The sequence below is a fragment of the Asanoa sp. WMMD1127 genome (assembly GCF_029626225.1).
Lineage (GTDB): Bacteria > Actinomycetota > Actinomycetes > Mycobacteriales > Micromonosporaceae > Asanoa.
In genome coordinates, this window is sequence record NZ_JARUBP010000001.1 from 3,056,186 (window position 1) to 3,082,331 (window position 26,146).

19 protein-coding genes are annotated in these 26,146 nt (G+C 72.5%); 10 read left to right on the top strand and 9 right to left on the bottom strand.

Features of this window, described 5'->3' with window-relative positions; all coding sequences use genetic code 11:
* Positions 1-4 precede the first annotated feature (4 nt).
* Positions 5-1,276 carry an ABC transporter ATP-binding protein gene (locus O7635_RS14630; protein WP_278080961.1) on the top strand — a complete coding sequence of 424 codons (1,272 nt, stop codon included), beginning with the start codon at positions 5-7 and terminating at the stop codon, positions 1,274-1,276.
* On the opposite strand, the gene O7635_RS14635 is transcribed toward O7635_RS14630, so the two are convergent.
* Positions 1,238-2,578 carry a serine/threonine-protein kinase gene (locus O7635_RS14635; protein WP_278080962.1) on the bottom strand — a complete coding sequence of 447 codons (1,341 nt, stop codon included), beginning with the start codon at positions 2,576-2,578 and terminating at the stop codon, positions 1,238-1,240. The two genes, O7635_RS14630 and O7635_RS14635, sit on opposite strands and share 39 nt — an antisense overlap.
* Before the next feature lie 93 nt (positions 2,579-2,671).
* Between O7635_RS14635 and O7635_RS14640 the strand changes: the two genes are divergently transcribed.
* The 4 genes from O7635_RS14640 (at position 2,672) to O7635_RS14655 (ending at position 9,339) form a co-directional block, all read left to right on the top strand.
* Entirely contained in the window at positions 2,672-3,520 is an 849-nt protein-coding gene (locus tag O7635_RS14640) for a patatin-like phospholipase family protein (protein WP_278080963.1), read from the top strand.
* Positions 3,520-4,560, top strand: coding sequence for a 1-acyl-sn-glycerol-3-phosphate acyltransferase (locus tag O7635_RS14645; protein WP_278080964.1), 1,041 nt, complete (start codon positions 3,520-3,522; stop codon positions 4,558-4,560). Before O7635_RS14640 ends, O7635_RS14645 begins: the two co-directional genes overlap by 1 nt.
* 48 nt (positions 4,561-4,608) lie before the next feature.
* Entirely contained in the window at positions 4,609-8,247 is a 3,639-nt protein-coding gene (locus tag O7635_RS14650) for a hypothetical protein (protein WP_278080965.1), read from the top strand.
* Positions 8,248-8,322: 75 nt separating this feature from the next.
* Positions 8,323-9,339 carry an acyl-CoA desaturase gene (locus O7635_RS14655; protein WP_278080966.1) on the top strand — a complete coding sequence of 339 codons (1,017 nt, stop codon included), beginning with the start codon at positions 8,323-8,325 and terminating at the stop codon, positions 9,337-9,339.
* Positions 9,340-9,403: 64 nt separating this feature from the next.
* Here the strand turns inward: O7635_RS14655 and O7635_RS14660 are convergent, their stop codons facing one another.
* Entirely contained in the window at positions 9,404-10,177 is a 774-nt protein-coding gene (locus O7635_RS14660) for a hypothetical protein (protein ID WP_278080967.1), read from the bottom strand.
* A 74-nt stretch (positions 10,178-10,251) separates the two neighbouring features.
* Positions 10,252-11,025 (bottom strand): hypothetical protein, encoded by a 774-nt coding sequence (locus tag O7635_RS14665; protein WP_278080968.1) that lies wholly within the window; start codon positions 11,023-11,025, stop codon positions 10,252-10,254.
* A gap of 86 nt (positions 11,026-11,111) precedes the next feature.
* Between O7635_RS14665 and O7635_RS14670 the strand changes: the two genes are divergently transcribed.
* Genes O7635_RS14670 through O7635_RS14680 form a run of 3 tightly spaced genes read left to right on the top strand, consistent with a single transcriptional unit; the run spans position 11,112 to position 13,609 of the window.
* Complete coding sequence (locus O7635_RS14670) at positions 11,112-12,158, top strand: cation diffusion facilitator family transporter (RefSeq protein ID WP_278080969.1); 1,047 nt, start codon at positions 11,112-11,114, stop codon at positions 12,156-12,158.
* Positions 12,159-12,209: 51 nt separating this feature from the next.
* Positions 12,210-12,503 carry a 4a-hydroxytetrahydrobiopterin dehydratase gene (locus O7635_RS14675; protein ID WP_278080970.1) on the top strand — a complete coding sequence of 98 codons (294 nt, stop codon included), beginning with the start codon at positions 12,210-12,212 and terminating at the stop codon, positions 12,501-12,503.
* A complete protein-coding gene (locus O7635_RS14680; RefSeq protein ID WP_278080971.1) occupies positions 12,500-13,609 on the top strand; it encodes an FHA domain-containing protein in 1,110 nt (369 codons plus the stop codon). Before O7635_RS14675 ends, O7635_RS14680 begins: the two co-directional genes overlap by 4 nt.
* Before the next feature lie 1,690 nt (positions 13,610-15,299).
* Here the strand turns inward: O7635_RS14680 and rocD are convergent.
* The 6 genes from rocD to O7635_RS14710 all read right to left on the bottom strand — a co-directional run bounded on the left by rocD (position 15,300) and on the right by O7635_RS14710 (position 21,801).
* Positions 15,300-16,514: an ornithine--oxo-acid transaminase gene (gene rocD / locus O7635_RS14685; RefSeq protein ID WP_278080972.1), complete on the bottom strand. Its 1,215-nt coding sequence runs from the start codon at positions 16,512-16,514 to the stop codon at positions 15,300-15,302.
* Positions 16,511-17,350, bottom strand: a complete 840-nt coding sequence (gene ddaH / locus O7635_RS14690) for a dimethylargininase (protein ID WP_278085483.1) — start codon at positions 17,348-17,350, stop codon at positions 16,511-16,513. The genes rocD and ddaH overlap by 4 nt, the downstream gene beginning before the upstream one ends.
* Positions 17,351-17,582: 232 nt before the next feature.
* Positions 17,583-18,404, bottom strand: coding sequence for a thrombospondin (locus O7635_RS14695; RefSeq protein WP_278080973.1), 822 nt, complete (start codon positions 18,402-18,404; stop codon positions 17,583-17,585).
* A 59-nt stretch (positions 18,405-18,463) separates the two neighbouring features.
* Positions 18,464-19,840 (bottom strand): FAD-dependent oxidoreductase, encoded by a 1,377-nt coding sequence (locus tag O7635_RS14700; protein ID WP_278080974.1) that lies wholly within the window; start codon positions 19,838-19,840, stop codon positions 18,464-18,466.
* Positions 19,833-20,978, bottom strand: a complete 1,146-nt coding sequence (locus O7635_RS14705) for a glutamate--cysteine ligase (RefSeq protein ID WP_278080975.1) — start codon at positions 20,976-20,978, stop codon at positions 19,833-19,835. The genes O7635_RS14700 and O7635_RS14705 overlap by 8 nt, the downstream gene beginning before the upstream one ends.
* 31 nt (positions 20,979-21,009) lie before the next feature.
* Positions 21,010-21,801 (bottom strand): hypothetical protein, encoded by a 792-nt coding sequence (locus O7635_RS14710; protein WP_278080976.1) that lies wholly within the window; start codon positions 21,799-21,801, stop codon positions 21,010-21,012.
* A gap of 124 nt (positions 21,802-21,925) precedes the next feature.
* Here O7635_RS14710 and lysX point away from each other — a divergent pair, with 124 nt between their 5' ends.
* Together lysX and O7635_RS14720 are read left to right on the top strand one after the other, a co-directional pair.
* Entirely contained in the window at positions 21,926-25,288 is a 3,363-nt protein-coding gene (gene lysX / locus O7635_RS14715; protein ID WP_278080977.1) for a bifunctional lysylphosphatidylglycerol synthetase/lysine--tRNA ligase LysX, read from the top strand.
* Positions 25,285-25,932, top strand: coding sequence for a DUF998 domain-containing protein (locus O7635_RS14720; protein WP_278080978.1), 648 nt, complete (start codon positions 25,285-25,287; stop codon positions 25,930-25,932). Before lysX ends, O7635_RS14720 begins: the two co-directional genes overlap by 4 nt.
* Positions 25,933-26,146 lie beyond the last annotated feature (214 nt).

Consider the following 26,146-nt stretch of genomic DNA (forward strand, 5'->3'; position numbering starts at 1 on the left):
AGTGGTGGCCATCGGCACGGAGGAGCTGACCAAGGTATTCGACGACGGGACCGTCGCGGTCGACCAGGTCAGCCTGGTCGCCGGGTCCGGGGAGTTCCTCGTGCTGCTCGGGCCGACCGGGTGCGGCAAGTCGACGATCCTGCGGCTGGTCGCGGGGCTCGAGGCGCCGACCAGCGGGCACGTGCGGATCGACGACCGGGTGGTCGACGACGTGCCGTCCCGCGAGCGCCGGCTGGCGATGGTCTTCCAGGACTACGCGCTCTATCCCCACCTGACCGTCGCCCAGAACATCGGCTTCCCGCTGAAGGTCCGGCACGAGCCGCCGACCGACGTCTCGACCCGGGTCGGCGAGGTCGCCGAGCAGCTCGGCATCACGGGCCTGCTGCGCAAGCTGCCCGGCGCGCTCTCCGGTGGCGAGCGGCAGCGGGTCGCCATGGCCCGCGCGATCGTCCGCCAGCCGCAGGGCTTCCTGCTCGACGAACCACTGTCCAACCTGGACGCCGGGCTGCGGGCCGAGCTCCGCTCCGACGTGGCCGCGCTGGCCCGGCGGCTCGGCGTGACCACCCTCTACGTCACGCACGACCAGACCGAGGCGATGACCATGGCCGACCGGGTCGCGGTGCTCCGCCGCGGCGTGCTGCAGCAGGTCGGCCCGCCGTCGGAGGTTTACAACGACCCGGCGACCCTGTTCGTGGCCGCGTTCCTCGGCACACCGCGCACCCGGCTGCTGGAGGGCGCGGTCTACGCCGACGGCGACCGGGTGGTGATCGACCTCGGCTCCCAGGTGGTCGAGCTGCCGGGCGACCATCCGGTGCGGGAGCGCCACACCGACCGGGTCACGGTCGCGCTGCGGGCCGACGCGCTCAGCCCCGCGCCGGCCGGGCACGCCGGGCCAACGCTGTCGGGCACCGTGCGCCAGGTCGAGAATCTCGGTCACGAGGCGCTGGTCCACGTCGACACCGGCGCCCTGCCCACCTCGACCGAGCAGTCGAGGCTCGAGCTGCCGGGGCCGCGGGCCGCCGCGCTGATGCGAGAGGCGCCCCGGCCGGCGGCGGCGCGCACGGAATACGGCTTCTACCCGGCGTACGACCCGGAGCTGCCCGGCGAGCCGCCGCCGGTGGGCGAGGTGGTGGTGCGGATGCCGGCGGCCGGACTGCCGCGCCGCGACGAGCCGCTGCGGCTCGCCGTCGACCCCGACCGGCTGCTGCTGTTCGACCGGGCCGGGGCGCGGATCCGGCTACCCGCCGCCGGGAAGGCCGGCCAGCGCCAGGTCTAGGCGCTCGGCGTACGGGCGGCTGATCGCGCCCTCGCCCGCGCGCACGGCGACCTTCTCGCGCAGCTCGTCGACCCGGGCCTCGCGGGTCTCGGCGGCGTGCAGTCCGCGCGTCAGGTTGCGCAGGTCGACGGCGGCGTCCTGGCGGATGTCGCCGGCCTGCTGCCCTTCGGTGATCACGCCGTCGAGCCGGCTCAGCGCCTCGACGAGGGAGCCGGCGGCCGACGGTGACGGCGGTGGCACCGTCGCCGGCGGCGGCGCGCTGGTCGGCTGGACCGCCACACCGCCGGGCTCTGGTGCGCCGTCGCGGAGCAGGGGGACGAGGGCGGCCGCGCCGAGCATCAGGAGCACCACGGCGGCCATTCCGACGATGACGGTTCGGCGCCGCCGCCCGCTCGGGGCCGCGGAAGCCGGGGCCGGGGCCGGAGCCGGGGCCGGGGCCGGGGCTGGGGCTGGGACCGGGTCGGGCCCAGGCTCCGCGAGGGCCGCGTGCAGCTCGACGGCGGCGTTGTGCGCCGTCGGCCGGGCCAGCGGGTCGCGGGCCAGGCAGCGCAGGCACAGCTCGGCCACCGCGGGCGGCAACCCCGGCACCTCGAGCGGCGCCGGGACACGGCCGGCGGCCAGCGCGCGGGTCAGGTCCTCCCAGGTGTCCGCGGGCACCGGGACCTGCCCGGTCAGCGTCTCGTAGAGCAGCACGCCCAACGCGTAGGTGTCGGTCGCCGGCTGCGCCGGGGTGCCGTCGAGGCGCTCGGGCGCCACGTACGCCGGTGTCCCGAAGGTCTCGCCCTCGGCGTCCTCGTCGGGCGCGCCGATCCGGGTGGCGATGCCGAAGTCGAGCACCTTCGCACCGGTCGCGGTGAGCATCACGTTGGCCGGGGTCACGTCGCGGTGCACGACGCCGAGCCGGTGCGCGGCGGCCAGCGCCTCGGCCACCTCGGCGCACACCCGCACGGCGGCCGGCCAGGGCAACGCGCCCTCGGTCAGCCGCGACTCCAGCTCCTCGCCGACGAGCAGCTCCATCACCACGAACGCGGTCACGGTGCCGTCGGGCGCGACCGTTTCCGCGTAGTCGTGGACGGTCGCGACATGCGGATGCACCAGTTGTGCGGCGGCCCGGGCCTCGTCGCGCACCATGTCCCGGAAGCGGGCGTCGGCGGCGAGCGAGGCGGAGAGGACCTTGACGGCGACCGTACGGTCGAGCACCTCGTCGCGGGCCCGCCAGATGATCGACATGCCGCCGGCGCCGACCCGGTCGATGAGCCGGTAGCGGCGCGCGAGGAGGACGCCCGGAGTGAGCGTGGACATGCGGTAGCCACCCCCTGGGATCGATTCAATCTCGGCGATGCCCGGTGGCTTGTCAACCAGGAGGGAACCGGTCCACCGTGCCAGGATGGGGGCGTGGGTGGTGGTCGGGTGGCGTTCGTGCTGGGTGGCGGCGGTGTGCTGGGCGCCGTCGAGGTCGGCATGCTGCGTGCCCTGTTCCGCGCCGACATCAAACCCGACCTGGTGATCGGCACCTCGATCGGCGCGGTCAACGGCGCGCTGGTGGCCGCCGACCCGACCGAGGCGGTCACGGATCGGCTGGTCCGGCTGTGGGCGAGCCCCGAAGCCAGCGAGGTCTACGGCGACTCGGTGGCCCGCCAGCTCCGCCGGTTCGCCGCGCGTACCCACCTGCACTCGCCGCGACCGCTGCGCCGCCTGCTCGAGCGGGAGCTGGGCGAGGAGACCACGTTCGAGGAGCTCAAGATCCCGTTCCGGTGCTGCGCGGCCAGCATCGAGCGGGCCGCCGAGCACTGGTTCTCGACCGGCCCGCTGGTCGACGCGGTGCTGGCCAGCGCGTCCGTGCCCGGCCTGCTGCCGCCGGCGCGGATCGGCGAGGAGCACTACGTCGACGGCGGCATCGTCAACTCGATCCCGATCAGCGAGGCGGTCAGCAGCGGGGCACGGCACATCTTCGTGCTCCAGGTCGGCCGCATCGAGCGCCCGCTGACACCTCCGCGCCGCCCGTGGGAGGTGGCCCAGGTGGCATTCGAGATCGCCCGACGGCACCGTTTCGCCCGCGAGCTGGCGGCGTTGCCGGACGATGTACATGTGCACGTGCTTCCCACGGGGGGCCTGGAGCCCCGAGACGACACACCCTGGGCCTACCGCGACATGGCCGCGGTGGGCCGCCGGATCAGCCGCGCCTACACGGCTTCCCGCCGCTATCTCGCCCAGCACCCGCGCGCCGGAAGGGACGAGGACTGATGGGGCCCCCGCCCCGCTGGCTGCGGCGGCTCGTCCTGGCGCCGCTGGTCATCGTGCTCGCGGTGGTCCTGCTGACCACGCTGCCGGTCTGGCTGCTGCTGGCCGCGGCGGCCTCGCCGCTCGTACCCGGCCGGCTGCGCCCGCTGCGGGTGATCTGGCTCGGCACCGTCTACGTGGTGTGGGACGCCGTCGCCCTGATCACCATGTTCGCGCTCTGGGTCGCGTCCGGCTTCGGCTGGAAGGTGCGCTCGCCGGCGTTTCAGCGCGCGCACTACGTACTCACCGGCGCGTTCCTGCGTTTTCTCTTCGCGCAGGCGCGGTGGACGCTCAAGCTGCGGCTCGACATCGCCGGCAGCGACCCCGACACCGCTCTGCCCGGCCGGCCCGAGCTCGTGGTCTGCCGCCACGCCGGGCCCGGTGACTCGTTCGTGCTGGTGCACGCGCTGGTCAACTGGTTCGACCGCGAGCCGCGGATCGTCCTCAAGGACACGCTGCAGTGGGATCCGGCCGTCGACGTCATGCTCAACCGGCTGCCCAACCGGTTCATCGCGCCGCAGCGCGACCCGGGCGGGCTCGAGAAGACGGTCGGCAACCTCGCGGTCGGGCTCGACGAGAACGACGCCTTCGTGATCTTCCCGGAGGGCGGCAACTTCACGCCGCGCCGCCGACTCCGGGCGATCGAGCTGCTGCGGTCGCGTGGCCTGCACCGGATGGCCGCCAAGGCCGAGAAGATGCGCAACGTGCTGGCGCCGCGCCCGGGCGGGCTGCTCGCCGCGCTGGACGCCGCGCCCGACGCGGGCGTGATCTTCGTGGCCCACACCGGGCTCGACCGCATGCTCACGGTCGGCGACGTGTGGCGCGAGCTGCCGATGGACAAGCAGATCACCATGCGGTTCTGGTCGGTGCCGCCCGACGAGGTCCCCGACGATCGCGAGCAGCGGATCGAGTGGCTGTTCGACTGGTGGGCCAAGATCGACGCGTGGATCGAGGAGAACAGGCCCGTCGTGGTCGTGCCTGAGCACCACCTGACCACCACCTGAGTACGCACACTCTGTGGCGCCGGCGCCCGGCCGGACAGGATGCGGAGCGTGACCTATCCGTGCCCGTCCTGCCAGGCGCCGGCCTCGCTGGAGACCGGTTGCCCCAACTGCGGCCGCGGCCCTGACCCGGCCGCCGCCGAGGTGCTGCGACTCAACGCCGAGATCGCCGCGCTGACTCCGTCGGTCGAGGAAGCGCGTCGTGCGTACGCCGATCTGTCGGCTCGGCTCGGCGCCCTGCACCGGCGGCGGGAGGAGGTCGCCGCGCGGGTCCGGGCGGCGGCGTTCGTGTCCGCGGCGCCGGCCCCTGTGTCGGCCCGTCCTGAAACCTCCCCGCGTACGGCGCAGAACGTGCTGTTCGTCCTCGGCGGCCTGCTGGTGGGCGCGGCGGCCATCGTGTTCACGGGGGTGGCCTGGGCGACCTACGGCGCGGTCGGGCGGGCGGTGGCGCTCGCGGTGGTGACGGCCCTGGTGTTGGCGGTGCCGCCGCTGGCGACGCGGCGCGGCCTGCGCTCGACCGCGGAGACGTTCGCGGCGCTGGGCATGCTGCTGGTGGTGCTGGACGGCTACGCGGCCTGGTACGCGAACCTGCTCGGGCTGGCCGCGGTCGACGGCGCGGGCTACGCGGCGGTGGTGTGCGCGGTGACGGCCGGGGTGGGCGCGGCCTACGGGCGGGCGACGGGCCTGACGGGCCCGGGACTGGCGGCGCTGGTCCTGCTGCAGCCGGTGCCGCCCCTGCTGGCGGCATGGCTCGGCGCGGACACCGCCGCGACGTGGTCGCTGGCCTTCGCCACGGTGGCGGCGCTGGACCTGGCGCTGCTGCGGCTCCTCGCGGCACGGCCCGCCCGGGTGGTGGCGTGGATCGGCTTCGGGTGCGCACTGGTTTCCTCGGGGGTGTGCGCGCTCGGGGTGCTGCTGGTCTTCGCCAGCGCACCGCCCCTGCTGACCGGTCTACCGACCCTGCTGGTGGCTTTGCTGCTGGCGGCGGCCGGGCCGGTCGGCCGGGTGCGCTGGCTGGGCGTCGTCGGCGCGGCCGCCGTGCCGCCGGCCCTGGCGATCGCGGTGCTGCGCCCGGTGGCCGAGCTACGCGATTCGGTCCTTCTCATCGCGGCGGCCGGGGTGGTCCTGCTGATCGCTCTGGCCTCTCTTCGGGTGCCGGCGGGTCGGCTCGGGGCGCAGCTCACCGCGGGGGCGTTCGCGGTGGTGCCGGGGCTGATCGCGGTGACGGTGGCGGTGGCGACGCTGGGCGCGTCCCTGCCGCCGTTCGCCGGGGACGGCATCACCGCGGCCGACCTGCCGTCGGATTGGCAGCTTCCAGCCGCCCTGCTCCTCGGGGCCGTGGCGTTGGCTCTGGTGGTTCCTTCGGCGTTCCGCACCATCACGGTGACGACTGGCGTCCTGCTCGCGTTGCTGGCGCTGCCGACGTGGGTGTCGCTGCCGTGGTGGGCCGTGTCCACAGTCGACCTTTTCGCGGCTGCGGCGTTGGTGGTCGCGGCCCGTCGGGCGCTGGTCTTCACCGCGGCGTCCGCGACGCTCGCCGCGCATGCGGTGCTGGTCGCCTTGGCACGGCCGTGGTCCGCGGCGGCGGCTTTGGGCGTGGTGGCGCTGCTGGGCGTGGTGGCGGTGGTCCGTGCGGCGCGCGGGGCGGCGTGGTGGTGCGCGGCCGGACTGGCGGCGGTGCCCGCGGCGGCCGCCGCCACGGTTTACGCGGCCGGCGCGGTCGGCGCGTGGCCCGCTCGCGCGGGGCTGGCCGCGGTCGCGTTTCCGCTTGCGGCGACGATCTGGTTCGCCCGCGCACCGCGCCTGACCGGCTACGCGGGCCCGGCGACGATCGCGCTGTCCCTTTCCGCCGGCGTAGCCGGCATCTGGCCTGCGTTGTCCACTTTGGACGAGCCAGCCGGCGTTTACCCTTCTCTGGCCCTGCTGGCCCTGGCCGCAGCCGCCACCCACGTCGCCAAACCACCTGCCGTTCGACCCGGCCGGAGATCCGTGGCAGCCGGGCGGCCCGACACCAAGGACGAGGCGGCTGGGCCGTCGGTCCGTCGGCCGGACGCCCCTGCGCTGCAGGCGGTTCGTCAGCGCCAGACCGAGCAGCGGGCGTTTGCCCTGCGGATGGCCGCCTGGGTTGCGCTCGGCGTCGCGGCGGTGCCGGTCGCTGTGGTGGCGGCGTTCGCGGCCGTGCCCGCGTTGGCTGTGCTGCTGTTGGCGCCCTACGGCTGGTGGGATGAGGCTTGGAGCGGCATGCCCGACGGCGTGGGCCTGACGCCCGCCGGCACTGCTGTGATCACCGCCGGCCCGGCCGCGACGCTGCTGATACTCGCTGCCGCGAGTCTCGCCTTCGCCCGCCGGCCCCGGCTGGCACCCCAGACCGCGCACGGATCGCCCGTCGCCGCGTCGTCGGCTGAGCCTGTCGACGGCCCACCGGCCGATGGTCCTGCGTCGTCGGTTGAGCCTGGCGGCGGCCCGGCGGCCGATGGTGGCGCGTCGTCGGTTGAGCCTGGCGGCGGCTCGCGGGCCGATGGTGCCGCGTCGTCGGATGCCTCGGCTGGGGCCGCGGACGACGAGGGAGCGGCGCCTTCCTGGATTGGGGCGGCTTTGGTCGTAGCCGGGTTCCTCGGCGTCAGCGGACTGCTGGCGGTGCTGGCGGCGGCCGAGGTGCCGTGGCCTGTGGTGCCGGCTTTCGCTCTGGCCGCCGGCCTGGTCGCCGGGATCATCGGGGCCGAGCGCCGCAAGGGCGCCATCGTCGCAGCCCCGGTCGTGCTGCTGATCGCCGCAGGGTTCTCCGGCCTCCTGCCCACGGCGGGCAGCACCCTGGGCGCCCTCGGCGCGCTGATCGCGACGGGCGCCCTTGCCGGCGCCACGGGCGCGACGACCACGGCCCGCATCGTCGGCTGGCTGACCGCCGTCGGCGCGGGCGCCGGGTTCGCTGTCGCGGCGGTGGCCGCCGCCGATCTTCCGCTGCGGCACGCCGCGTTCCCAGTGGTCGGGGTGGGTGCGCTGGCGCTCGGCCTCGGCCACCTCCTCAACCGCCGCGGGCGCCGAGGAGAAGGCCGCGCCGTCGACGCCGTCGGCCACGTCGCGATCGGCCCGGCGCTCGCGCTCGCCTGGGCGGACCCCCGGATGGCCGCCGCCGTAGCCACCGTCTGGGGCGCCGTGCTCGGAATCCGGGCCGTGTTGCCGGGGGAGCGGGCCCGGACCACCCTGGCCTTCGCCGCCGCTGCGAGTGAGCTGCTCGCCTGGTGGTTGCTGCTCGCCGGTTGGGACGTCGCGCTGCGGGAGGCCCACACGCTCCCTGCGGCCGCGCTCGCGCTCGCCGCCGGGCTGGTGGCGATCAGACGGCAGCGGCTCGGTAGCTGGCTGGCCCTCGGTCCGGGACTGGCCGCGGCGCTGTTGCCCAGTCTCACCTCCGTGCTGATCGCGGGCGGCCAGGTCGAGCGGCGGCTGCTGCTCGGGGCCGGCGCCGTCGTGGTCGTGCTGGTCGGGGCGCACTGGCGGTGGCAGGCACCGGTCGTCGCCGGTGGGTTGACGCTGGTCGTGCTGACCGTGCACGAGCTGGCGGTGTGGGACCTGCTGCCGCGCTGGGCGTACCTCGCGGGTGGGGGTCTGCTCCTGATCGCCGTCGCGATGACCTATGAGCGGCGGCTGCGCGACCTGCGCAAGATCCGCGGAACCCTCGCCAGAATGACCTAGGTAGGGCTGGCACCACCGCGGGTTCGGGGGACCACGGGCTTATTGCCGGGGCCCCCGGCCGGGAGGCTGGTGGGCATGACTGTGATCGCCCAGGAACGACCCGCCACCGGGGAACGCGGAAGTGACTTCGCCCGGCTCTCCCGCGAGATAGCCGCGGCGGGGCTGATGCGGCGGAGGCCCGGCCGGTACGCGCTGACGATCGGCCTGACCGGGCTGCTGTTCGCCGGCTCCTGGGCGGCGTTCGTCGTCGTCGGCAACTCGTGGTGGACCCTCGCGATCGCCGCCCTGCTCGCTGTCGCCACCACCCAGGTCGCCTTCCTCGGCCACGACGCCGGGCACAAGCAGATGTTCCGCGGTCGGCGGGCCAGCGAGATCGCCGGGTTGACGGCCGGCAACCTGGCCACCGGGCTCAGTTTCGGGTGGTGGATCGACAAGCACAACCGGCACCACGCCAACCCCAACCACGAGGATCATGACCCGGACGTCGGCGAGGGTGTGCTCGTCTGGACCGAGAAGCAGGCCGCGAAGCGCACCGGTTTCGGCCGGTGGATGGCCCGCAACCAGGCCAAGCTGTTCTTCCCGCTGCTGACCCTCGAAGGGCTCAACCTGCACTGGTCCAGCATCAAGGCCCTCAAGGACGTGCCGATGCGGCACCGGAAGGCCGAGGCGCTCCTGCTGTTCCTGCACACCGCGGGTTACCTCGGGCTGGTCTTCGCCGTGCTCCCGCCCGGCAAGGCGTTCGCCTTCATGGCCGTGCACCAGGCGCTCTGGGGTGTCTACATGGGACTCTCATTCGCGCCCAACCACAAGGGCATGCCGGTGTTGACCGCCGAGGACCAGCTCGACTTCCTGCGCAAGCAGGTGCTCACCTCGCGCGACGTGCTCGGTGGCCGGTGGGTCGACGTGGCCCTGGGCGGGCTCAACTACCAGGTCGAGCACCACCTGTTCCCGAGCATGCCGCGGGCCAACCTGCGCCGGGCCGCGCCGATCGTCCGGGCCTACTGCGCCGAGAACGGCATTCCGTACCACTGGACCGGGTTGGTCGACTCCTACCGCCAGGCGCTGCGCTACATGGACAGCGTCGCCAAATGAAACGGCCCGTACCCCCGTCGGAGCGGGGGCGCCGACGGGGGTACGGGAGGGGGAGAGGAACGCCTTACTTGGCGCCGAGGGCCTGGAGCAGCGAATCCGGCGCCTCGACCACGTCGGCCGCCGGCGGCTGGGCCACGGTGACCGCCGCGCCGAAGTCCGAGTAGGTCGTGGTCATCTTGCCGAGCTGCGGGTCGATGGTGCTGAGGTCGAGGCTGAGCTGGGTCAGCCGGCCCTCGGAGTCGGTCGTGGCGGTGAACGGCACCTTGTTGCCCTTGCCGCCCAGCACGTCGACCGACACGCCACTGCCGGCGACCTTGGTCAGGTCGATGGAGCCCTGGTAGGAGCCCTCGCCCGACTTGGTCACATCGGCCATCCGCTCCACGAACTTGCCGGCCCCGGCGGCGTCGCCGTCGGGCAGCGCGTCGAACGTGGTGCCAGCCAGCCGGGCGCCGTCGATGTGCAGCCACTTGCCCGGCTCGACACCCGGCACGCCGGTGGCCTGCAGCCAGGCGTCCTCGCCGATCGACCGCAGGTCGATGCTCGAGTTGTTGCCGATGCGCACGCTCATGGTGGCCTTGTCGGCCTTGGGGTCGAGGTTGCCGGTGCTGCGCACCGTCGCCGACTCCAGGGTGACCTTGACCGTGTCATCGTTGAGCTTCTGCGCGGCCGCGGTGAGTTCCGCGGTCGCTTCGCTGGGCGGGGACGCGTCAGCGCTGCCGGTCGCGCCGGCCGAAGGGGTGGACGTCACGCCCGGTGCGGTCGTGTCACCGCAACCGGCGAGCCCGATGCAGAGCGCGGCGAACACGCCGAGCCCGGAGGTCGCAAGTCGAATCCGCATGCGGGCGAAGGTGCCCGATCCACCCCAACGGCAAACGTCGATCAAGCGCCAAATGGCTCGATCAGCGGCCGAACTCAGCCGCCGGTGAGCATCTTGACCACCTGGTCGGACGCGGGCACGGTGTCGCCGGCCGGCGGTGGCTCGACGGTGACCGTCGTGCCGAAGTCGGAGTAGGTCGCCTTCGTCTTGCCGGCGCTCGCCTCGACCGAGGTGATGTCGATTTCGGTGCTGGTCAGTCGGCCCTCGTCGTCGACGGTGGCCTTGAACGGCAGGGCCTTGAACTTGTCGCCCAGCTGGGCCGCCTGGTTGGGGTTGCTCGTCTTGTTGAGGTCGATCGTGGCGCTGAACTGGCCGGGCCCGTCCTTCTTGACGTCGGACAGCGCGTTGAGCAGCCGGTTGGTGCCGGCCGGGTCATCTTCGGGGAAGACGTCGAAGCTCGAGCCGGCGAGCCGGGACCCCTCGATCTCGAGCCACTTGCCGCCCTCGGTGCCCGGCAGCCCGTCGGCCTGCAGGTAGACGTCTTTGCCGATGGTGCGAATCTGGATGTCGAGCGAGCGGCCGGCGGCCGCGACCTTCATCGTCATCTCGCCCAGCTTGCGCTGGGGGTCGAGGCTGCCGGTGCTGGTGGTGCCCACCGACTCCAGGGTCATCTTCATGGTGGTCTCGTTGAGCTTGCGCGCCGCGGCGGTCAGCTCCTCCTTGGGATCGGCCGGCGCGGCCGAGGTGGCGGGCGGTGCGCTGCCGGTGGCGCCGCCGGAATCGCCGGCGTCGCCGCTGCCGCAGGCCGCGACCGTGATGGCAAGGGCGGAGAGCACGCCGAGCCCCGTAATCAATCGTCGTATCCGCATGCGTAACAGTTAACCGGCGCCGTCAAATCGAACGACGGACAGTTTGGCAGCCGGGAATTCGAAGCGCGGCGGGCGATGATGAGCGCATGCCCGAGCCGGACGCGACCCGCCAGCACCACCACGGGCCGCACCACGAGCACGACCACAACAGGACCTGGCGGCACCGCGTACGCCACGCCCTCCGCCCCCACTCGCATGACACCGCCGACCAGGTCGACCGCGAGCTCGAGGCCAGCAACGAAGGCATCCGCGCGGTCTGGGTCTCCCTGGCCGTCCTGGCCGTGACGGCGGCCCTCCAGGCGGTCGTGGTCGCGTGGTCCGGCTCGGTCGCCCTGCTCGGCGACACGCTGCACAATGTCGCGGACGCCCTCACCGCCGTCCCGCTGTTCATCGCGTTCGTCGTCGGCCGGCGCCCACCGAACCGCCGCTACACCTACGGCTACGGGCGGGCCGAGGACCTGGCCGGCATCGTGATCGTGCTGTTCATCGCCGCCTCGGCGGTGATCGCGGCGGTCGAGGCGATCCGCCGGTTGGTCAACCCCGCCGACGTCGACCACCTGCCCGCGGTCGCGGCGGCCGGCCTGCTCGGCTTCGCCGGCAACGAGATCGTCGCCCGCTACCGGATCACGGTCGGCCGCAGGATCGGCTCGGCCGCGCTGGTCGCCGACGGCCTGCACGCGCGCACGGACGGCTTCACCTCGCTCGGCGTGCTGGTCGGCGCCGGCGGCCTCGCGCTCGGCTGGCGTTGGGCCGACCCCGTCGTCGGCCTGCTGATCACGGTCGCGATCCTGGCGGTGCTGGCCGGCGCGGCCCGGCAGGTCTACCGGCGGCTGATGGACGCGGTCGACCCCGCCCTGCTCGACGCGGTCGAACGGACGCTGCGGGAGACCGACGGCGTGCTCGACATCGGCCCCGCCAGGCTCCGCTGGATCGGTCACCGGCTGCGCGCCGAGTGCGAGATCGTGGTCGACGAGCGGCTCGACGTGGTGGCCGCGCACGCCATCGCGGTGGCGGCCGAACATCGGCTCCTGCACGGCGTACCCCGCTTGGCGTGGGCTCTTGTGCATGCCGACCCCAGGGCGCGGGACGGTGCCGATCACCATGCGGCGCTGGCCCACCACCACCGCCCGTGAGCTGGTCGTAACGGGATTGCGCGCGTGCGCGTGGGCGGTATGGTCTGGTGCGTGGCAGAGGTCTTGGGTGCCGAAGAGCTGCGGACGGCGCTGGCCGAGCTCGACGGTTGGGCGGGTGATCCTTCGGCGATCAGCCGCGGCGCGGAGCTGGCCAGTTTCCCGGGCGCGATCGCGGTCGTCGACCGCGTCGCCGAAGTGGCCGAGGAGCTCGACCACCACCCCGACATCGACATCCGCTGGCGGCGCCTGCGGTTCACGCTGAGCACCCACTCGGCCGGCGGGGTCACCGTCAAAGACCTCGAGCTGGCCCGCCGCATCGACGCGATCGTGAAGGACGCGGCATGAGGTTCGAGATCTCCCGCGTCCTCGACGCGATCGAAAGCCGGCTGTGCCTCGACCCCGCGCTGGCCCGCGCCGTCGTCGACCTGGGCGAGGTCAGCCGGTTCGTCGACCTCGACGGCGGCCGCCCGGCGACGCTGCTGCGCCTCGGCATCGCGGTCGACGCCCTCGGTCGCCAGCTCGAGGAGGAGAATGTCCCGGTCTACGTGATCGCGCCGCGGGCACTGATCTCCGACGCCGATCTGACTTCCAACGAGCGCATGGTGGTACGCCGTTGGGCCGACGACGGCCGCATCGAGGTGCTGCGCGAGCCGGGCGACCGGTTGCTCGAGGTCGCCGAGCTGCTCGGCCTGCCGGTCGTCAGCCGCAACCGGTTCGACGGTGCGCGGCAGCGCTACGGCTGGCTGGCGCAGCCCGGCCGCCTGCTCGCCCCGGTCAACGGCCCCGGCGGCCCGACCCTGATCGCCCGGGTCGGCGGCGGTGCCGAGCCCGGAATGGCCGACCCGTCACCCGTGGGGCTGAAACTGCTGTCCCGGCTGTGGCGGTGCCCGGAGCCGGGCTGCTCGTCCTACGGTGCGCGCCCGGCCGGCCGCCCCGGCGGCCAACCGCCACCCAGCCTGCGCACCGGCGCACCCACCTGCCCGCGCCACGAGCAGCGGCTCGGCGACGGCGGCCCGCGCCCGCCGGTCGAGGTCCTGTCGGCCCGAGTGGGCGGCGTGGTCCGGCAACGCTTCGTGGTGGCTGCCGACCAGCCGGTCATCGTGGGCCGCGCACCCGACCGCGGCGTGATGCTCGGGCAGTGGCTCAACGACGAGGCCCGCCGCTGGATCAGCCGCAACCACGTGCGCTTCGAGCTGCACGGGCCCGATCTCGTCGTGCACGACGTCAGCACCAACGGCACCGGCCTGCGCCCCGGCGGCTCGATCGACGAGGACCACCGGATGACGCTGAAGTCGCAGAGCAGGGTGCTGGGGCTGGGCGATGTGGTCGAGCTCTATCCGGGCGTCCAGGTGGCGCGGGCCCGCACATGGACGACGGGCGGCGTGACTAATCCCAGTTCGGTCATGGCAGAAGCGCCGACCTCGACAATGCGGGCGTTGGACAGGCGTTAGTTCTTGCCGCCCGCAGTGCCTACGCGGGGATCGTGTAGCTGCCGCGGCCGATATCGTTATTTGCGGTTCAGGGGCAACGCGGCGACTCGCGAGAATGCATTTCGATTACGCCTTTGCGCGGTCCTCGATGTCGCACCCGATTTTGTGTTAGCTGAGTCTACGGGGGCGGTGTTAAGGTCCGGCCGAGTGCGCGTCGTCGTGAAACGACTTGACCACGAATGTGATTGCCGGTCCTACGCACCTGACGCGGTGAACGCCGCTTCGATTCATTGTCCGGTATTGAACTGCTATCGCCTCCGCCGGCAGGAGCCCGCTGCGGCACGGTCAGCCGGCTTGCTTGTGTGGCTATACCCGCGCCGCCTTCGGTGGGGCGGTGCGGTCACTGGTTCCCATTTGCCTGCCTGGAATCTTCAATTGAAGGAATATTGAGGTAGATCGAATGATAGCGGAGTAGGTTGGCGTCGCGAGATAATTTCCGCATGCGACAGCTTCGGCTTTTCTCGGCGGCTCAGTTGGCCGCCATGCGGGATAGGACGAAGCGTCGTAACTATTCGGTTGAGGGTGAGAATTTTCGGCGTGAGCATGCCCGGGATCGGGACCGGGGTCTGGCGTTGCGGCATGCGTGGAAGTTGCGCCGGCTTTATGGCCATGTTCCCGATGGCGCGGAGGTTTTCGCTAAGTGGGGCCCGCGGTTGGTCGCGGCAGAAGCGGTCGGGCTGGTTGCGACGTTGGGCGGTCCGGTGACGCGGGCTCGCGCCTCGGTCCGAGCGGGCACGGACGTCGAGGCCGGGGCCATCGCGCCGGCTATGCCACCGAGATCAGCGGCCTACGCAGCTAGAGACGATGGGGCCAAGGTCGAGCCAGTCGGAACGAAGCTGGCCAGGCCCGAGCCGGTCCGGTCCGAGGTGGCCGCGGCGGAGCTGGCCGGGTCTGAGCCGGTTCGGTGCGAGGTGGTCGGGGCGGAGCTGGCCGGGGCGGAGCTTGCCGCGCCCGAGCCGGTTCGGTGCGAGGTGGTCGGGGCGGAGGTGGTCGGGGCGGAGCTGGCCAGGTCTGAGTCGGTCCGGTCCGAGGTGGCTGGGGTGGAGATGGTCGGGGCGGCGCTGGGCCGGGACGAGCTGATGTGGGCGGCGCTGATCCAAGTTGAGCCGGGCAAGGTTGAGCCGGGCAAGGCCAGGCCCGTCAACGCCCAACCGCTCGGTTCAAGGCCGAGACCGCCGACGCAGAGCCGGTTGAGCCGCGCCGTATTGAGGTTCAGGGCGTGGCTTGGGGCGATCGCGCGGCGGCGGGTCCGCGATCGGCTGGCGGATCCACGTCGGAGGAGCCCGGTCGGGCTCTGCTCGTCGTCAGATCGATCAGGCGCCGGCTGTCCGGACGAATCGTGGGTGAAGCCGTCCTGGCCGATCAGCGGTCCGGCTTTACCGAGCCGGTCGGCGGTGGCGACGGGCAGAGGCCGGGTTGCGCGAGGTCGACCCAGCGCGGGCGGCTGTCCAGGCCGGTCCGGTCAGCCGCGGGCGGCTGTCCAGGCCGGTCAGGGGCGCCGCAGGACCACGGAGGTGTCACCGCTCGCAACGCGCCGGAGCCAGTCGGGGAGAGCCCGCAGACCTTCGTGGCCGGCAAAGGCCAACCGCGAAGCCGCCCGGGGGACCGGGCCCCGCGCCACCGCGAGAGCCCGTCCCCGCCACCCTCGCAGCTACTTCAAGATGCCGCGCAGGGCGCTCACCGCGACGTCGATGTCGTCCTTGTCGATGATCAGCGGTGGGGCCAGGCGCAAGGTCGAGCCGTGGGTGTCCTTGGCCAGTATTCCGCGTTCCGCCAGGCGCTCGCATGCCTCGCGGCCCGTCATCAAGGCCGGGTCCACGTCGATGCCGGCCCACAGGCCGCGGCCGCGGACCGCGAGGAGGCCGTCGCCGACCAGGCCCGCCAACTCGGCGTGCAGGTAGGCGCCCTGTTCCTTGGCCCGCGCTTGGAACTCGCCGGTTTTCAGCAGATTGACCACCTCGATGGCGACCGCGCAGGCGAGCGGGTTGCCGCCGAACGTGGAGCCGTGCTGGCCCGGCTTGATGACGCCGAGCACGTCCGCGTTGGCGGCGATCGCCGACACCGGCACGATGCCGCCGCCGAGTGCCTTGCCCAGCACGTACACGTCGGGGATGACCTGCTCGTGATCGCAGGCGAAGGTGTCGCCCGTGCGGCCCAGGCCCGACTGGATCTCGTCGGCCACGAACAGCACGTTGCGTTGCGTGCACAGCTCCCCCACGCCCGGCAGGTAGCCGTCCGGCGGCACGACCACGCCCTGCTCACCCTGGATCGGCTCGATCAGCACGGCCACCGTCGTGTCGTCGATCGCGGCGGCCATCGCCTCGAGGTCGCCGTAGGGCACGAGTCGGAAGCCCGGCGTGTAGGGGCCGAAGTCGTCGTGCGCGTCCGGGTCCGTGGAGAACGAGATGATCGTCGTCGTGCGGCCGTGGAAGTTGCCGTCGGCGACCACGATCGTCGCCTGGTCGGCCGGCACGCCCTTGACCTGGTAGCCCCACTTGCGGGCCAGCTTGATCGCGGTCTCGACGGCCTCGGCGCCGGTGTTCATCGGCAGGACCTGGTCCTTGCCGCACAGCTCGGCCAGCCCCGAACAGAAGGCAGCGAACTGGTCGTGTACGAACGCCCGGCTGGTCAGCGTGACCCGGTCGAGCTGGGCGTGCGCCGCCGCGATCAGGGCCGGGTGCCGGTGCCCGAAGTTGAGCGCCGAGTAGCCGGCCAGGAAGTCCAGGTAACGCCGGCCGTCGATGTCGGTGACCCACGAGCCCTCGCCCGTGGCGATCACGACCGGCAACGGGTGGTAGTTGTGCGCGGTGTGGCGCTCCGCGTCGCGGATGGCCGCGGGCGTGCGCAGCACGTCGTCGAGAATCATGAGTCGGCCCCTCCGCCCGTACGCAGCTCGAGCGTGCAGCACTTCGGTCCGCCGCCCGCTTTACGCAGTTCTGACATGTCTACACCGATTGTCCGGTAGCCCCGCTCCCGCAGCGCCGAAGCGAGCCCGGTCGCCTGCGCCGGCAGCACCACCGTCGACCCGTCGCTGACCGCGTTGAGGCCCAGCACCTCCGCGTCGGCCACCGAGGCGATCACCGCGTCCGGGAACAGCCGCCGCAGCACGGCCTGGGAGCCGGGCGAGAACGCCTCCGGCAGGTACGCGATCCGCGCCGGCCCGACCCCGTCGGAGCCCGCCAGCACGCACAGCGCCGTGTCGAGGTGGTAGAAGCGCGGGTCGACCAGCTGCAGCGTGATCACCGGCCGGCCGAGCACCTCCTGGGCCCGGGCGTGCGCGGCGTGCGTCGTGCGGAACCCGGTGCCGGCGAGCACCACGTCGCCGGCGAGCATCAGGTCGCCCTCGCCCTCGTTGACGAACTTCGCCTCGTGTACGGCGTAGCCGGCGCGCTCGAACCAGGCGCGGTAGGCCGGACCCTCGTCGGCCCGCTCCGGGTCACGGAACTGGACGGCGAGGACGGTCCCGTCGACAACGGTCGCGCCGTTCGCCGCGAACACCATGTCGGGCAGACCGGGCAGCGGGTCGATCTCCTCGACCTGGTGCCCGAGGTCGAGGAAGGTCTGCCGCAGCGTCGACCACTGCGCGATGGCCAGCGCCGTGTCGTAGGGCGCCGTGGGGTCCATCCACGGGTTGATCTTGTAGTTAACGGCGAAGTACGTCGGCCGGCACATGAGGTACCGCCGTCCGCCGACCGAGTCCATCGTCATGCCGGCAACGCTATGTGCGCAGGTCGTACGCGGGCCATGGGAAAGGATTGCGTCCTGCGGAAGATCGTTGCGTGATTCCCGGCGGGCACCCCTGATTCGTTGCGTGCCCCGGACAGCATTTTGGGGGGCAGCGAACCGCTGCCCCCCAAGCAACTGTGGGATCAGTGAACCACTTCTCCCAGCCTCGGAACGTTTGTCCGTGCCGCTCCGCGGACCTACTTTCCCGTCAGAACCGGTCGACAAACTGTGAGTCAAGCCACCCACGGAAGCGCTCGACCCAGTCGGCGTCCGTGGTCGGCCAGGTGAACGTGCCGGTGAAGGCGAGGATGCCGACCACCACGGCGGCGCCACCGATGATCAGGCCGAGCGTGGCGTCGAGCTTGCCGGCGACGTGCCGCCGGCGGGTCGCGGGGAACGCGGCGACCGCGAACAGGAAGCCGATCGCGGCGACGGCGATGCCGTAGCCGGCGAGGGCGCCGCTGAGCACGAGGAAGGCGCCGCAGATCGCGAGGACCAGGCTGAGCGTCGCCAGCACGCTGGTCCGCGGCTTCGGCCCGGCGGGGACGACCTCGGGCCGGGTCTCGGTGTCGGTGGCGGGACCGGCGGGCGACGTCGGGCGGGCGTCGGCGGCGTCGGTGCCGCGCAGTCGGCGCTCCTCGTCCGTGTCCATGTCATGCGACCGGCGCTCGTCCGTCACGCCGGCGCCGGCCAGCCGCCGCTCCTCAGTCACGTCAGCGCCGGCACGCCGGCGCTCCTCGGTCACGTCGGTCGCGGCGAGCCGGCGCTCCTCCGCGGTCGGGGCGTTCGGCCCGGTCGACGGCGCGTGCGAACCAGGGGTCGCGGGCGCCGGACGGCCGGCGGCGGCAGCGTCCACCCGGGTGCGGTCGCGGTCGGCCCAGCGTCCGAACAGGGTGGGCCGGTCGGCCCGCTCCACCCGCTCGGTGTCGTCCGACGAACGGTCGCGGACCACGGTCTCCTCGGTCGCGGCGCGGTGCTCGTCCACATCGGCGCGTTCCTCGCGCCGCGCGAACGACGGAATCTTGACCACAACACACCTCCATCAGTGGTTACGGAGAGGCGATTACCCGTTGTGGCCGAAATCCATGCCTATCTAATCCCGAGCGCGTCGACCGCCTTCCGCGCCGCGATCAGCACCGGATCCCAGACGGGGGCGTACGGCGGCGCGTAGCCGAGGTCGAGCCCGACCATGTCCTCGACGGTCATCTTGTTCCACAGCGCGACCGCCAGCGGGTCGATCCGCTTCGCCGCGTCGGATCGGCCGACGATCTGGGCGCCGAGCAGCCGACCGGTGCCCCGTTCGGCGAGCAGCTTGATGGTCATCGGGTCGGCGCCGGGGAAGTAGCCCGCGCGGTTGGTCGACTCGACGGTGGCGGTGACGTAGGAGTAGCCGGCGTCGTCGGCCTCGCGGGACAGCAGCCCGGTGCGGGCCACCTCGAGGTCGCACACCCGGGTCACCGCCGTGCCGATCACGCCGGGAAACGTGGCGTACCCGCCGCCGATGTTGATGCCGGCGACCCGGCCCTGCTTGTTGGCGTGGGTGCCGAGCGGGATGTGCACCGGCTGGCCGGTGACCCGGTGCACCGACTCGACACAGTCGCCGGCGGCCCAGACGCCCGGCACGCCGACCACCCGCATCCGCAGGTCGACCCGGACGCCGCCGGTCGGTCCGAGCGGCAGGCCGGCGTCCCGGGCCAGCGTGGTGTTGGGCTTGATGCCGAGGCCCAGCACCACGATGTCGGCCGGGATCGGTCCGTCCTCGGTGCGGACCGCGGAGACGACGCCCTCGCGGTGGTCGAGGCCGGTCACCGTCACGCCCGTGCGCACGTCGATGCCGAGCGTGCGGAGCCGGTCGGCGACCAGCTCGCCCATATCGGGGTCCACGGTCGACATCGGCTGCGGGCCGCGCTCGACGAGCGTCACGGAGAGGCCGCGGTTGATCATCGCCTCGGCCATCTCGACGCCGATGTAGCCGCCGCCGACCACCACGGCCCGCTCGGGCTTGGGGTCGCGGAGCAGCCAGGCGTGCAAAGCGTCGCCGTCGTCGAGGGTCTGCACGCCGAAGACGCCGCTGATCCCGGACTCCGCCCAGCGGGGGTGCACGGGGGTCGCGCCGACGGCGTACACCAGTTGGTCGAAGGGCTCGCGGACCTCGCGCCGGCCCTCGTCGAGAGCGACGGCGACCACCTCCCGCCGCTCGAGGTCGATGTCGACGACCTCGTGCCGGGTCCGCACGTCGATGTCGTAGTCGGCGCGGAACACCTCCGGCTGCCGGGCCACCAGCTCGTCGCGCTCGTCGACCAGGCCGCCGACCCAGTACGGGATGCCGCAGGCGGAGTAGGAGGTGAACCGGCCGCGCTCGAACGCCACGATCGACAGGTCGTCGGCCTTCCGGCGCCGGCGGGCCTGGGACGCGGCGGACATCCCGGCCGCGTCGCCGCCCAGGACCACGAGCCGCTCAGCCACGGGTCTGCACCGCGAGATAGTCGATCACCTGGCTCATCTCCCCGGTCCGGGTGAACACCGAACGCTGCCGGGCCGCCCCGGTGCCGTGTGTGTGCAGCCGGCCCAGCAGGTAGCTCACCGTCTCCAGGTCGCCGTGCCGTTCGAGGTGCGGGCCGATCCGGTCGAAGAGCCTGCGGACCATCTTCCACGCCGGGTGGCTGCCGCCCTCGAACAGGTCGCAGGCGAGCCCTTCCAGGCCGTCGTGGGCGGCCCGCCAGTGGGCGGCGACCAGCAGGTGGTGCTCGACCGCCAGCGCCGGCCGGCCGGCCTCGATGTCCTCCATCGCGGCCGCCACCAGACCCCGGATCAGGGCGGCGACCAGGATCGTGTCGTCGATGGTGAGGCAGACGTCGCCGATCCGGATCTCCACGGTGGGCAGGTGGGAGGAGAGCCGGGCGTACCAGTAGAGCATCCCCTCGTCGAGCAGCATGCCCGAGTCGATCAGCTCGTCGACGATGCGCAGGTAGTGCGCGTGCGACTCCAGCCAGGGCGTCGGACCGACCGGGGGCCAGCGGTTCCAGAGCACCGAGCGCCAGCTCGCGTAGCCGGTGTCGCGTCCGTTGTAGAACGGGGAGTTCGCGGTCGCCGCGTGCAGGATGGGCAGCCAGGGGCGGAGGTGGTTGAGCACCTCGACGCCGATCTCCGGGCTGGGTATGCCGACGTGCACGTGCATGCCGTTGTAGCCGGGGCCGGGCGACACGTTGCCGTAGCGCTCGATCATGCGGTGGAAGCGCGGGTTCTCGTAGATGCGCGGGCTGTGCTCGTCGTCGGGGCCCGCGGGACCCGTGCCCACCGCGAGCAGCTGGAAGCCGGCGCGTTCGGCGGCGGCGGACAGCCCCGAGCGGAGCAGGCCCAGCGAGTGCGCCAGCGCCTCCAGCTGCAGGCCGGGCGGGCTGCCGATCTCGATCTGGCTGGTCAGGAACTCGTGCTGCACCTGGCCCCGCAGGTCCGGCGGCACCTCCTCGAGGACCTGGTCGACCGCCTCGGCGGCCGCGCCGGTCGCCGGGTCGACCAGGAGGAACTCCTCCTCGACGCCGACGGTCAACAACGAATCGCCGGCGTCCCGCTCGAGCGGGGCATCTGCCACCACGTTTGACATGCATCCATGGTTACCCAGCCTTCCGGTGCGGCTAATCCGTCGAAGACGTCGGCGCGTCCGGGCGTCCGGCGATCATGTTCTGGAGCCAGTCCTTGCCGGCGATCATCGGCCCCCGCAGCCGGCGCTCACGTTCGACCGCGCGGGTCATCTTGCGCTGCGCCCGCGGCTTGTCGCGCTGGTAGCGCCAGCGGGCCCAGGGCGAGTGCGGTCGGGCCAGCCGGATCGCGCCGACCAGGATCAGGATCGGGAGGAACAGGCCGATCAGCCCGGTCCAGATCTTGCCTTTGATCAATGTGATGCCGGCGAGCAGGAAGTTGAGCACCAGCGCCGCCGTGCCGACCAGCCAGGTGGTCAGCGTGGACTCGCCGGCCGCGCGGGCCTCGGTGAAGTTGTCGACGCCGATCGGCCGGATGCCGAGCAGCAGCAGCCCGGTGAACGCGACCGCGATGAACACGGCGTCGATGGAGGTGCGGCCCTTCTCGGACCAGTAGACGTCGTCGAGGTGCAGGATCAGCGAGAACTCGTCGAGTACGAGAGCCGAGCCGAGACCGAATATGCCGGCGAAGACCGCGTTCGCCGCGCCGTTGTCGGTGTTGAGCGCGAAGCCCGTGACGCCGGCGACGATCATGAAGATCACCCCGAACACCACGTGGTGGATGTGATGGCCGCCGGGCGTCACGTTGCCGGGCCACCACTTCACGTTCGCCCGGATCATCCGCACCGAGAACCGGATGAACGCGAACGTGACGATGAACCCCGCGAAGAAGCAGAACAGCGGAAGCCGGTTCGTTTCGACGATCGTGCGGGTGAACCATCCGGCCATGGCGTACCCCACCCCCTCGCCGGCTATAAGTCCGTTTTACGAGAATCATTCTAGGTAGCAACTTATGGTCGGAGTTGGGATCCGCCGCTATCCCGCGGCTCGCTCAGGACATCGGGGGCGCCACGTGACCACGACAGTCGAAGAGGCCGCGGAGATCTCCGCCGCCACACCGATAGCCCGGTCCCGGGGCCTGGGCTGGGGCCGCTACGTTCCCCGGATCTTCGGCCTGGTCATGTGGTTCGTCGCGATCGTCTCGTTCATCGCCGCGATCGGGCACATCTTCCACACCGGTGTGCAGCCCGTCCGCGAGACGATCGACGCGCTGATCATCCCGGCGCCGGCCAACATCGCGTACGCCGTCTTCCTGGCCGCCCTGGCGACCGCGACGCTGCGCCGCAAGCGGGTGGCGTGGTGGCTGCTGACCATCTATTTCAGCCTGAGCGTGCTGATCACCGCGATCCTGGCCATCGTGCTGTCCAGCGTGTCGGACGCCGAGCTGCTCGACGATGCCGGCAACCGGCTCTTCGAGACCACCGGCGAGCTCGCCCTGCTCTGGGGCAGCCTGGCCATCTCGGTCGTCGCGCTGGCCGCGCTGATCCTGTTCCGCAACCAGTTCTACGCGCACGTGGCCAAGGGCAGCGTGCGGCGGGCGCTCACGGTCTTCATCGGCACCCTGATCATCGGCATCGGTTTGGGGCTGAGCCTCGTCACCGCGTTCCCCGGCAGCCTGCAGGGGACCGGCAACCAGCTGGCGTACGCCACCGAGCGGGTGCTGGGCGGCGGGTTCAGCTTCGACATCACCCGGGTCGGTGCGGCGCCCGGCTGGGTCAGCTTCATCCTCGGGCTGTTCGGCGCCGCCGCCGTCTTCGCGGCGCTGGCCACCCTGCTGCGCTCGCAGCGCCGCAACGCCGAGCTGCACGCCGGCGACGAGCGGCAGATCCGCACCCTGTTGGCCAAGTACGGCGACCGCGACTCGCTCGGCTACTTCGCCACCCGGCGGGACAAGTCGGCGATCTTCTCGCCGACCGGCAAGTCCGCGGTCACCTACCGCGTGGTCAACGGCGTCAGCCTGGCCAGCGGCGACCCGGTCGGCGACCCCGAGGCGTGGGGGCCGGCGATCGACGCGTGGCTGGCCCAGGCGCGCTACTACGCGTGGACACCGGCGGTGATGGGGGCCAGCGAGGAGGGCGCGATCGCGTACGCCCGGACCGGTCTCAAGGTCATCCACCTCGGCGACGAGGCGATCCTGCTGACCCGGGAGTTCACCCTGGACGGTCGGGAGATGCGCCCGGTGCGGCAGGCGGTCAACCGGGTCGAGCGGGCCGGCTACACCGCCACCGTCCGCCGGCACTCCGACATCCCCGAGGAGGAGATGAAAGAGCTGACCCGACTCTCCACGGCGTGGCGCGACACGGAGAGCGAGCGCGGCTTCTCGATGGCCCTCGGCCGGCTCGGCGACCCCGCCGACGGGCGCTGCATGCTGGTCGAGGCGATCGACAGGAACAACGCGGTCAAGGCGATCATCTCGTTCAGCCCCTGGGGCACCCACGGCGTCTCCCTCGACCTGATGCGCCGGGCCCCCGACGCCGAGAACGGCGCGATGGAGTTCATGGTCGCGGCGCTGATGGAGAACGCGCCGCGCCTCGGCGTGGACCGGGTCTCGCTGAACTTCGCGGTGTTCCGGGCGGTGTTCGAGGAGGGCGCCCGGATCGGCGCCGGCCCGATCCTGCGGCTCTGGCGCAAGCTGCTGCTGTTCTTCTCCCGCTGGTGGCAGCTCGAGTCGCTGTACCGGTCCAACGCCAAGTACCACCCGGTCTGGCAGCCGCGCTACCTGTGTTACGGCGAGCGCCGCGAGCTGGTCCGCGTCGGCATCTCGTCGGCCATCGCGGAGGGCTTCCTCGCGATCCCGGGCAGCCCCGGCTCCCAGCTCGACGTGCTGCCGCCGGACGCGGGGGAGCGGGCCCGGGCGGCGGAGGAGATCGACGAGGCCGAGGCCCCGCCGCCGCCCGGGGCGATCGACCACAAGGCGCCCGAGCAGATGCGGGTCCGGCTGGCCAAGCGCGCCCGGCTGATCGAGAACGGCGTCGACCCGTACCCCGTGAACTATCCGCGGACCGACACCTGCGCCGAGGTGGTCGCCGCCCACCGCGACCTGGCGCCGGACAAGCGCAGCGGCGACACGGTCGGCGTCGCCGGCCGGGTCATGCTGATGCGCACGCACGGTGGCCTGCTGTTCGCGACCATCCGCGACTGGAGCGGCGACCTGCAGGTCATGCTCGGCGGCCGCGGCGCGGTCGACACGTTCGACGACACGATCGACATCGGCGACCACGTCGGCGTCACCGGCGAGGTGATCACCACCCGGACCGGCGAGCTGACCGTCGAGGCGACCTCGTGGCAGCTCAACGCCAAGTGCCTGCGGCCCTTGCCGGACAAGCACCGCGGCCTGGCCGACCCCGAGGCCCGGGTCCGGCAGCGCTATCTCGACCTCGTGACCAACAAGCGCTCGCGGGACATCCTGCGGGCCCGCAGCAACGCCATCTTCGCGCTGCGCGAGTCGCTGGTCGGCCGCCGCTACCTCGAGGTGGAGACGCCGATCCTCCAGCGGATCCACGGCGGCGCCAACGCCAAGCCGTTCACCACCCACATCAACGCGTACGACCTGAAGCTCTATCTGCGGATCGCGCCCGAGCTCTACCTGAAGCGGCTGGCCGTCGGCGGTGTCGAGCGGGTCTTCGAGCTCGGCCGGACGTTCCGCAACGAGGGCGCCGACTACAGCCACAACCCGGAGTTCACGGTGCTGGAGGCCTACCAGGCCTACGGCGACTACGACACGATGCTGCGGCTGACCCGCGAGCTGATCCAGGAGGCGGCGATCGCGGCGTACGGGCAGGCGGTGGCGCGCCGGCCCGGCACCGACGAGGAGGTCGACATCTCCGGCGACTGGCCGGTGCGGACGGTCAACGAGGCCGTGTCGACCGCGCTCGGCGAGGTGGTCGACGCCGACACCGACGTGGCGACGCTGCGCCGCTACTGCGACAAGGCCGAGATCGCGTACGACCCGAAGTGGACCCGCGGCGCGGTGCTGCTGGAGCTCTACGAGCACCTGGTCGAGTCGAAGACGGACCTGCCGACGTTCTACAAGGACTTCCCGACCGAGGTGTCGCCGCTGACCCGCCAGCACCGGCACGACGGGCGGCTGGCCGAGCGGTGGGACCTCGTGGGCTTCGGCTTCGAGCTGGGCACGGCCTATTCGGAGCTGATCGACCCGGTCGAGCAGCGGCGCCGGCTGACCGAGCAGTCGCTGCTCGCGGCGGGCGGCGACCCCGAGGCCATGGAGCTCGACGAGGACTTCCTGCAGGCGCTGGAGTACGCGATGCCGCCCACCGGTGGCCTCGGCATCGGCGTCGACCGGCTGGTCATGCTGCTCACCGGCCGCTCGATCCGGGAGACGCTGCCGTTCCCCCTCGTCCGCGCCGCGTCGTGAGGCCGCCGCGCTGGCCGGCGGCCGCGTTCGCGGCGTCGTCCGCGCTCTACAGCTCGTGGCTGCTCGGCCCGTGGCTCAACCCGCGGCTGGGCATCGCGGGCGGGTTGGCGAGCGACCTGGCCGCCACGGACCAGCCCTACCACCAGCTGTTCCGGGTGGCCGACCTGGCCGCCGGCTCGCTGGCCCTGCTCGGCTCGGCCCGCCTCCTGGTCGGCCGCCGCGTTCCCACCGCGGAACGGGCGGGCTGGCTGTCCGCGGCGGCGTTCGGCCTGGCCACGATCTTCGACAGCAGCCTGACCGCGCTGTCCTGCGCCCCGTCGATCGACCCGGACTGCCCGGAGCTCTCCGGCGACCTGGCCGACGTGGCGCTGGACCCGCACACGCTGACCTCGGTGTTCGCGGCGCTGGGCGGGATCGGCTCGATCGTCTCGTTCTGGCTCGCGGCGCGGCCCGGCAGCGCCGACCGCACGTGGGCCGGCGGGTTGGCTGTCGGGAGTGTCGTGGTGAACCTCGGCCTGCTGGTCGAGCTGGTGCGGGAGGGGCCGCACGAGGGGGTCTGGCAGCGGGTCGAGCTGGCCAACCTGGCCGCGTGGTTGGTCTACGCCGCGGTGCGGAGCCAGCGGTCGTCGGGCTGGCGGGGGTAGGTTCTGGCGCGGCTTTGCTCTGCAGCCATATACGCAACACGTGCGGCCAGGGGTGTTGCGCCCATGGCTGCAGAGCAAGGCCGGCCCCTCTTGCTCTGCAGCCATATGCGCAACACCCCCGACCGCGGGTGTTGCGTCTTTGGCTGCAGAGCAAAGCCGCTGAACACCACCCCAGCCCGGCCCCGCTATGCGTAAAATGTTCGGGTTCGGAGGT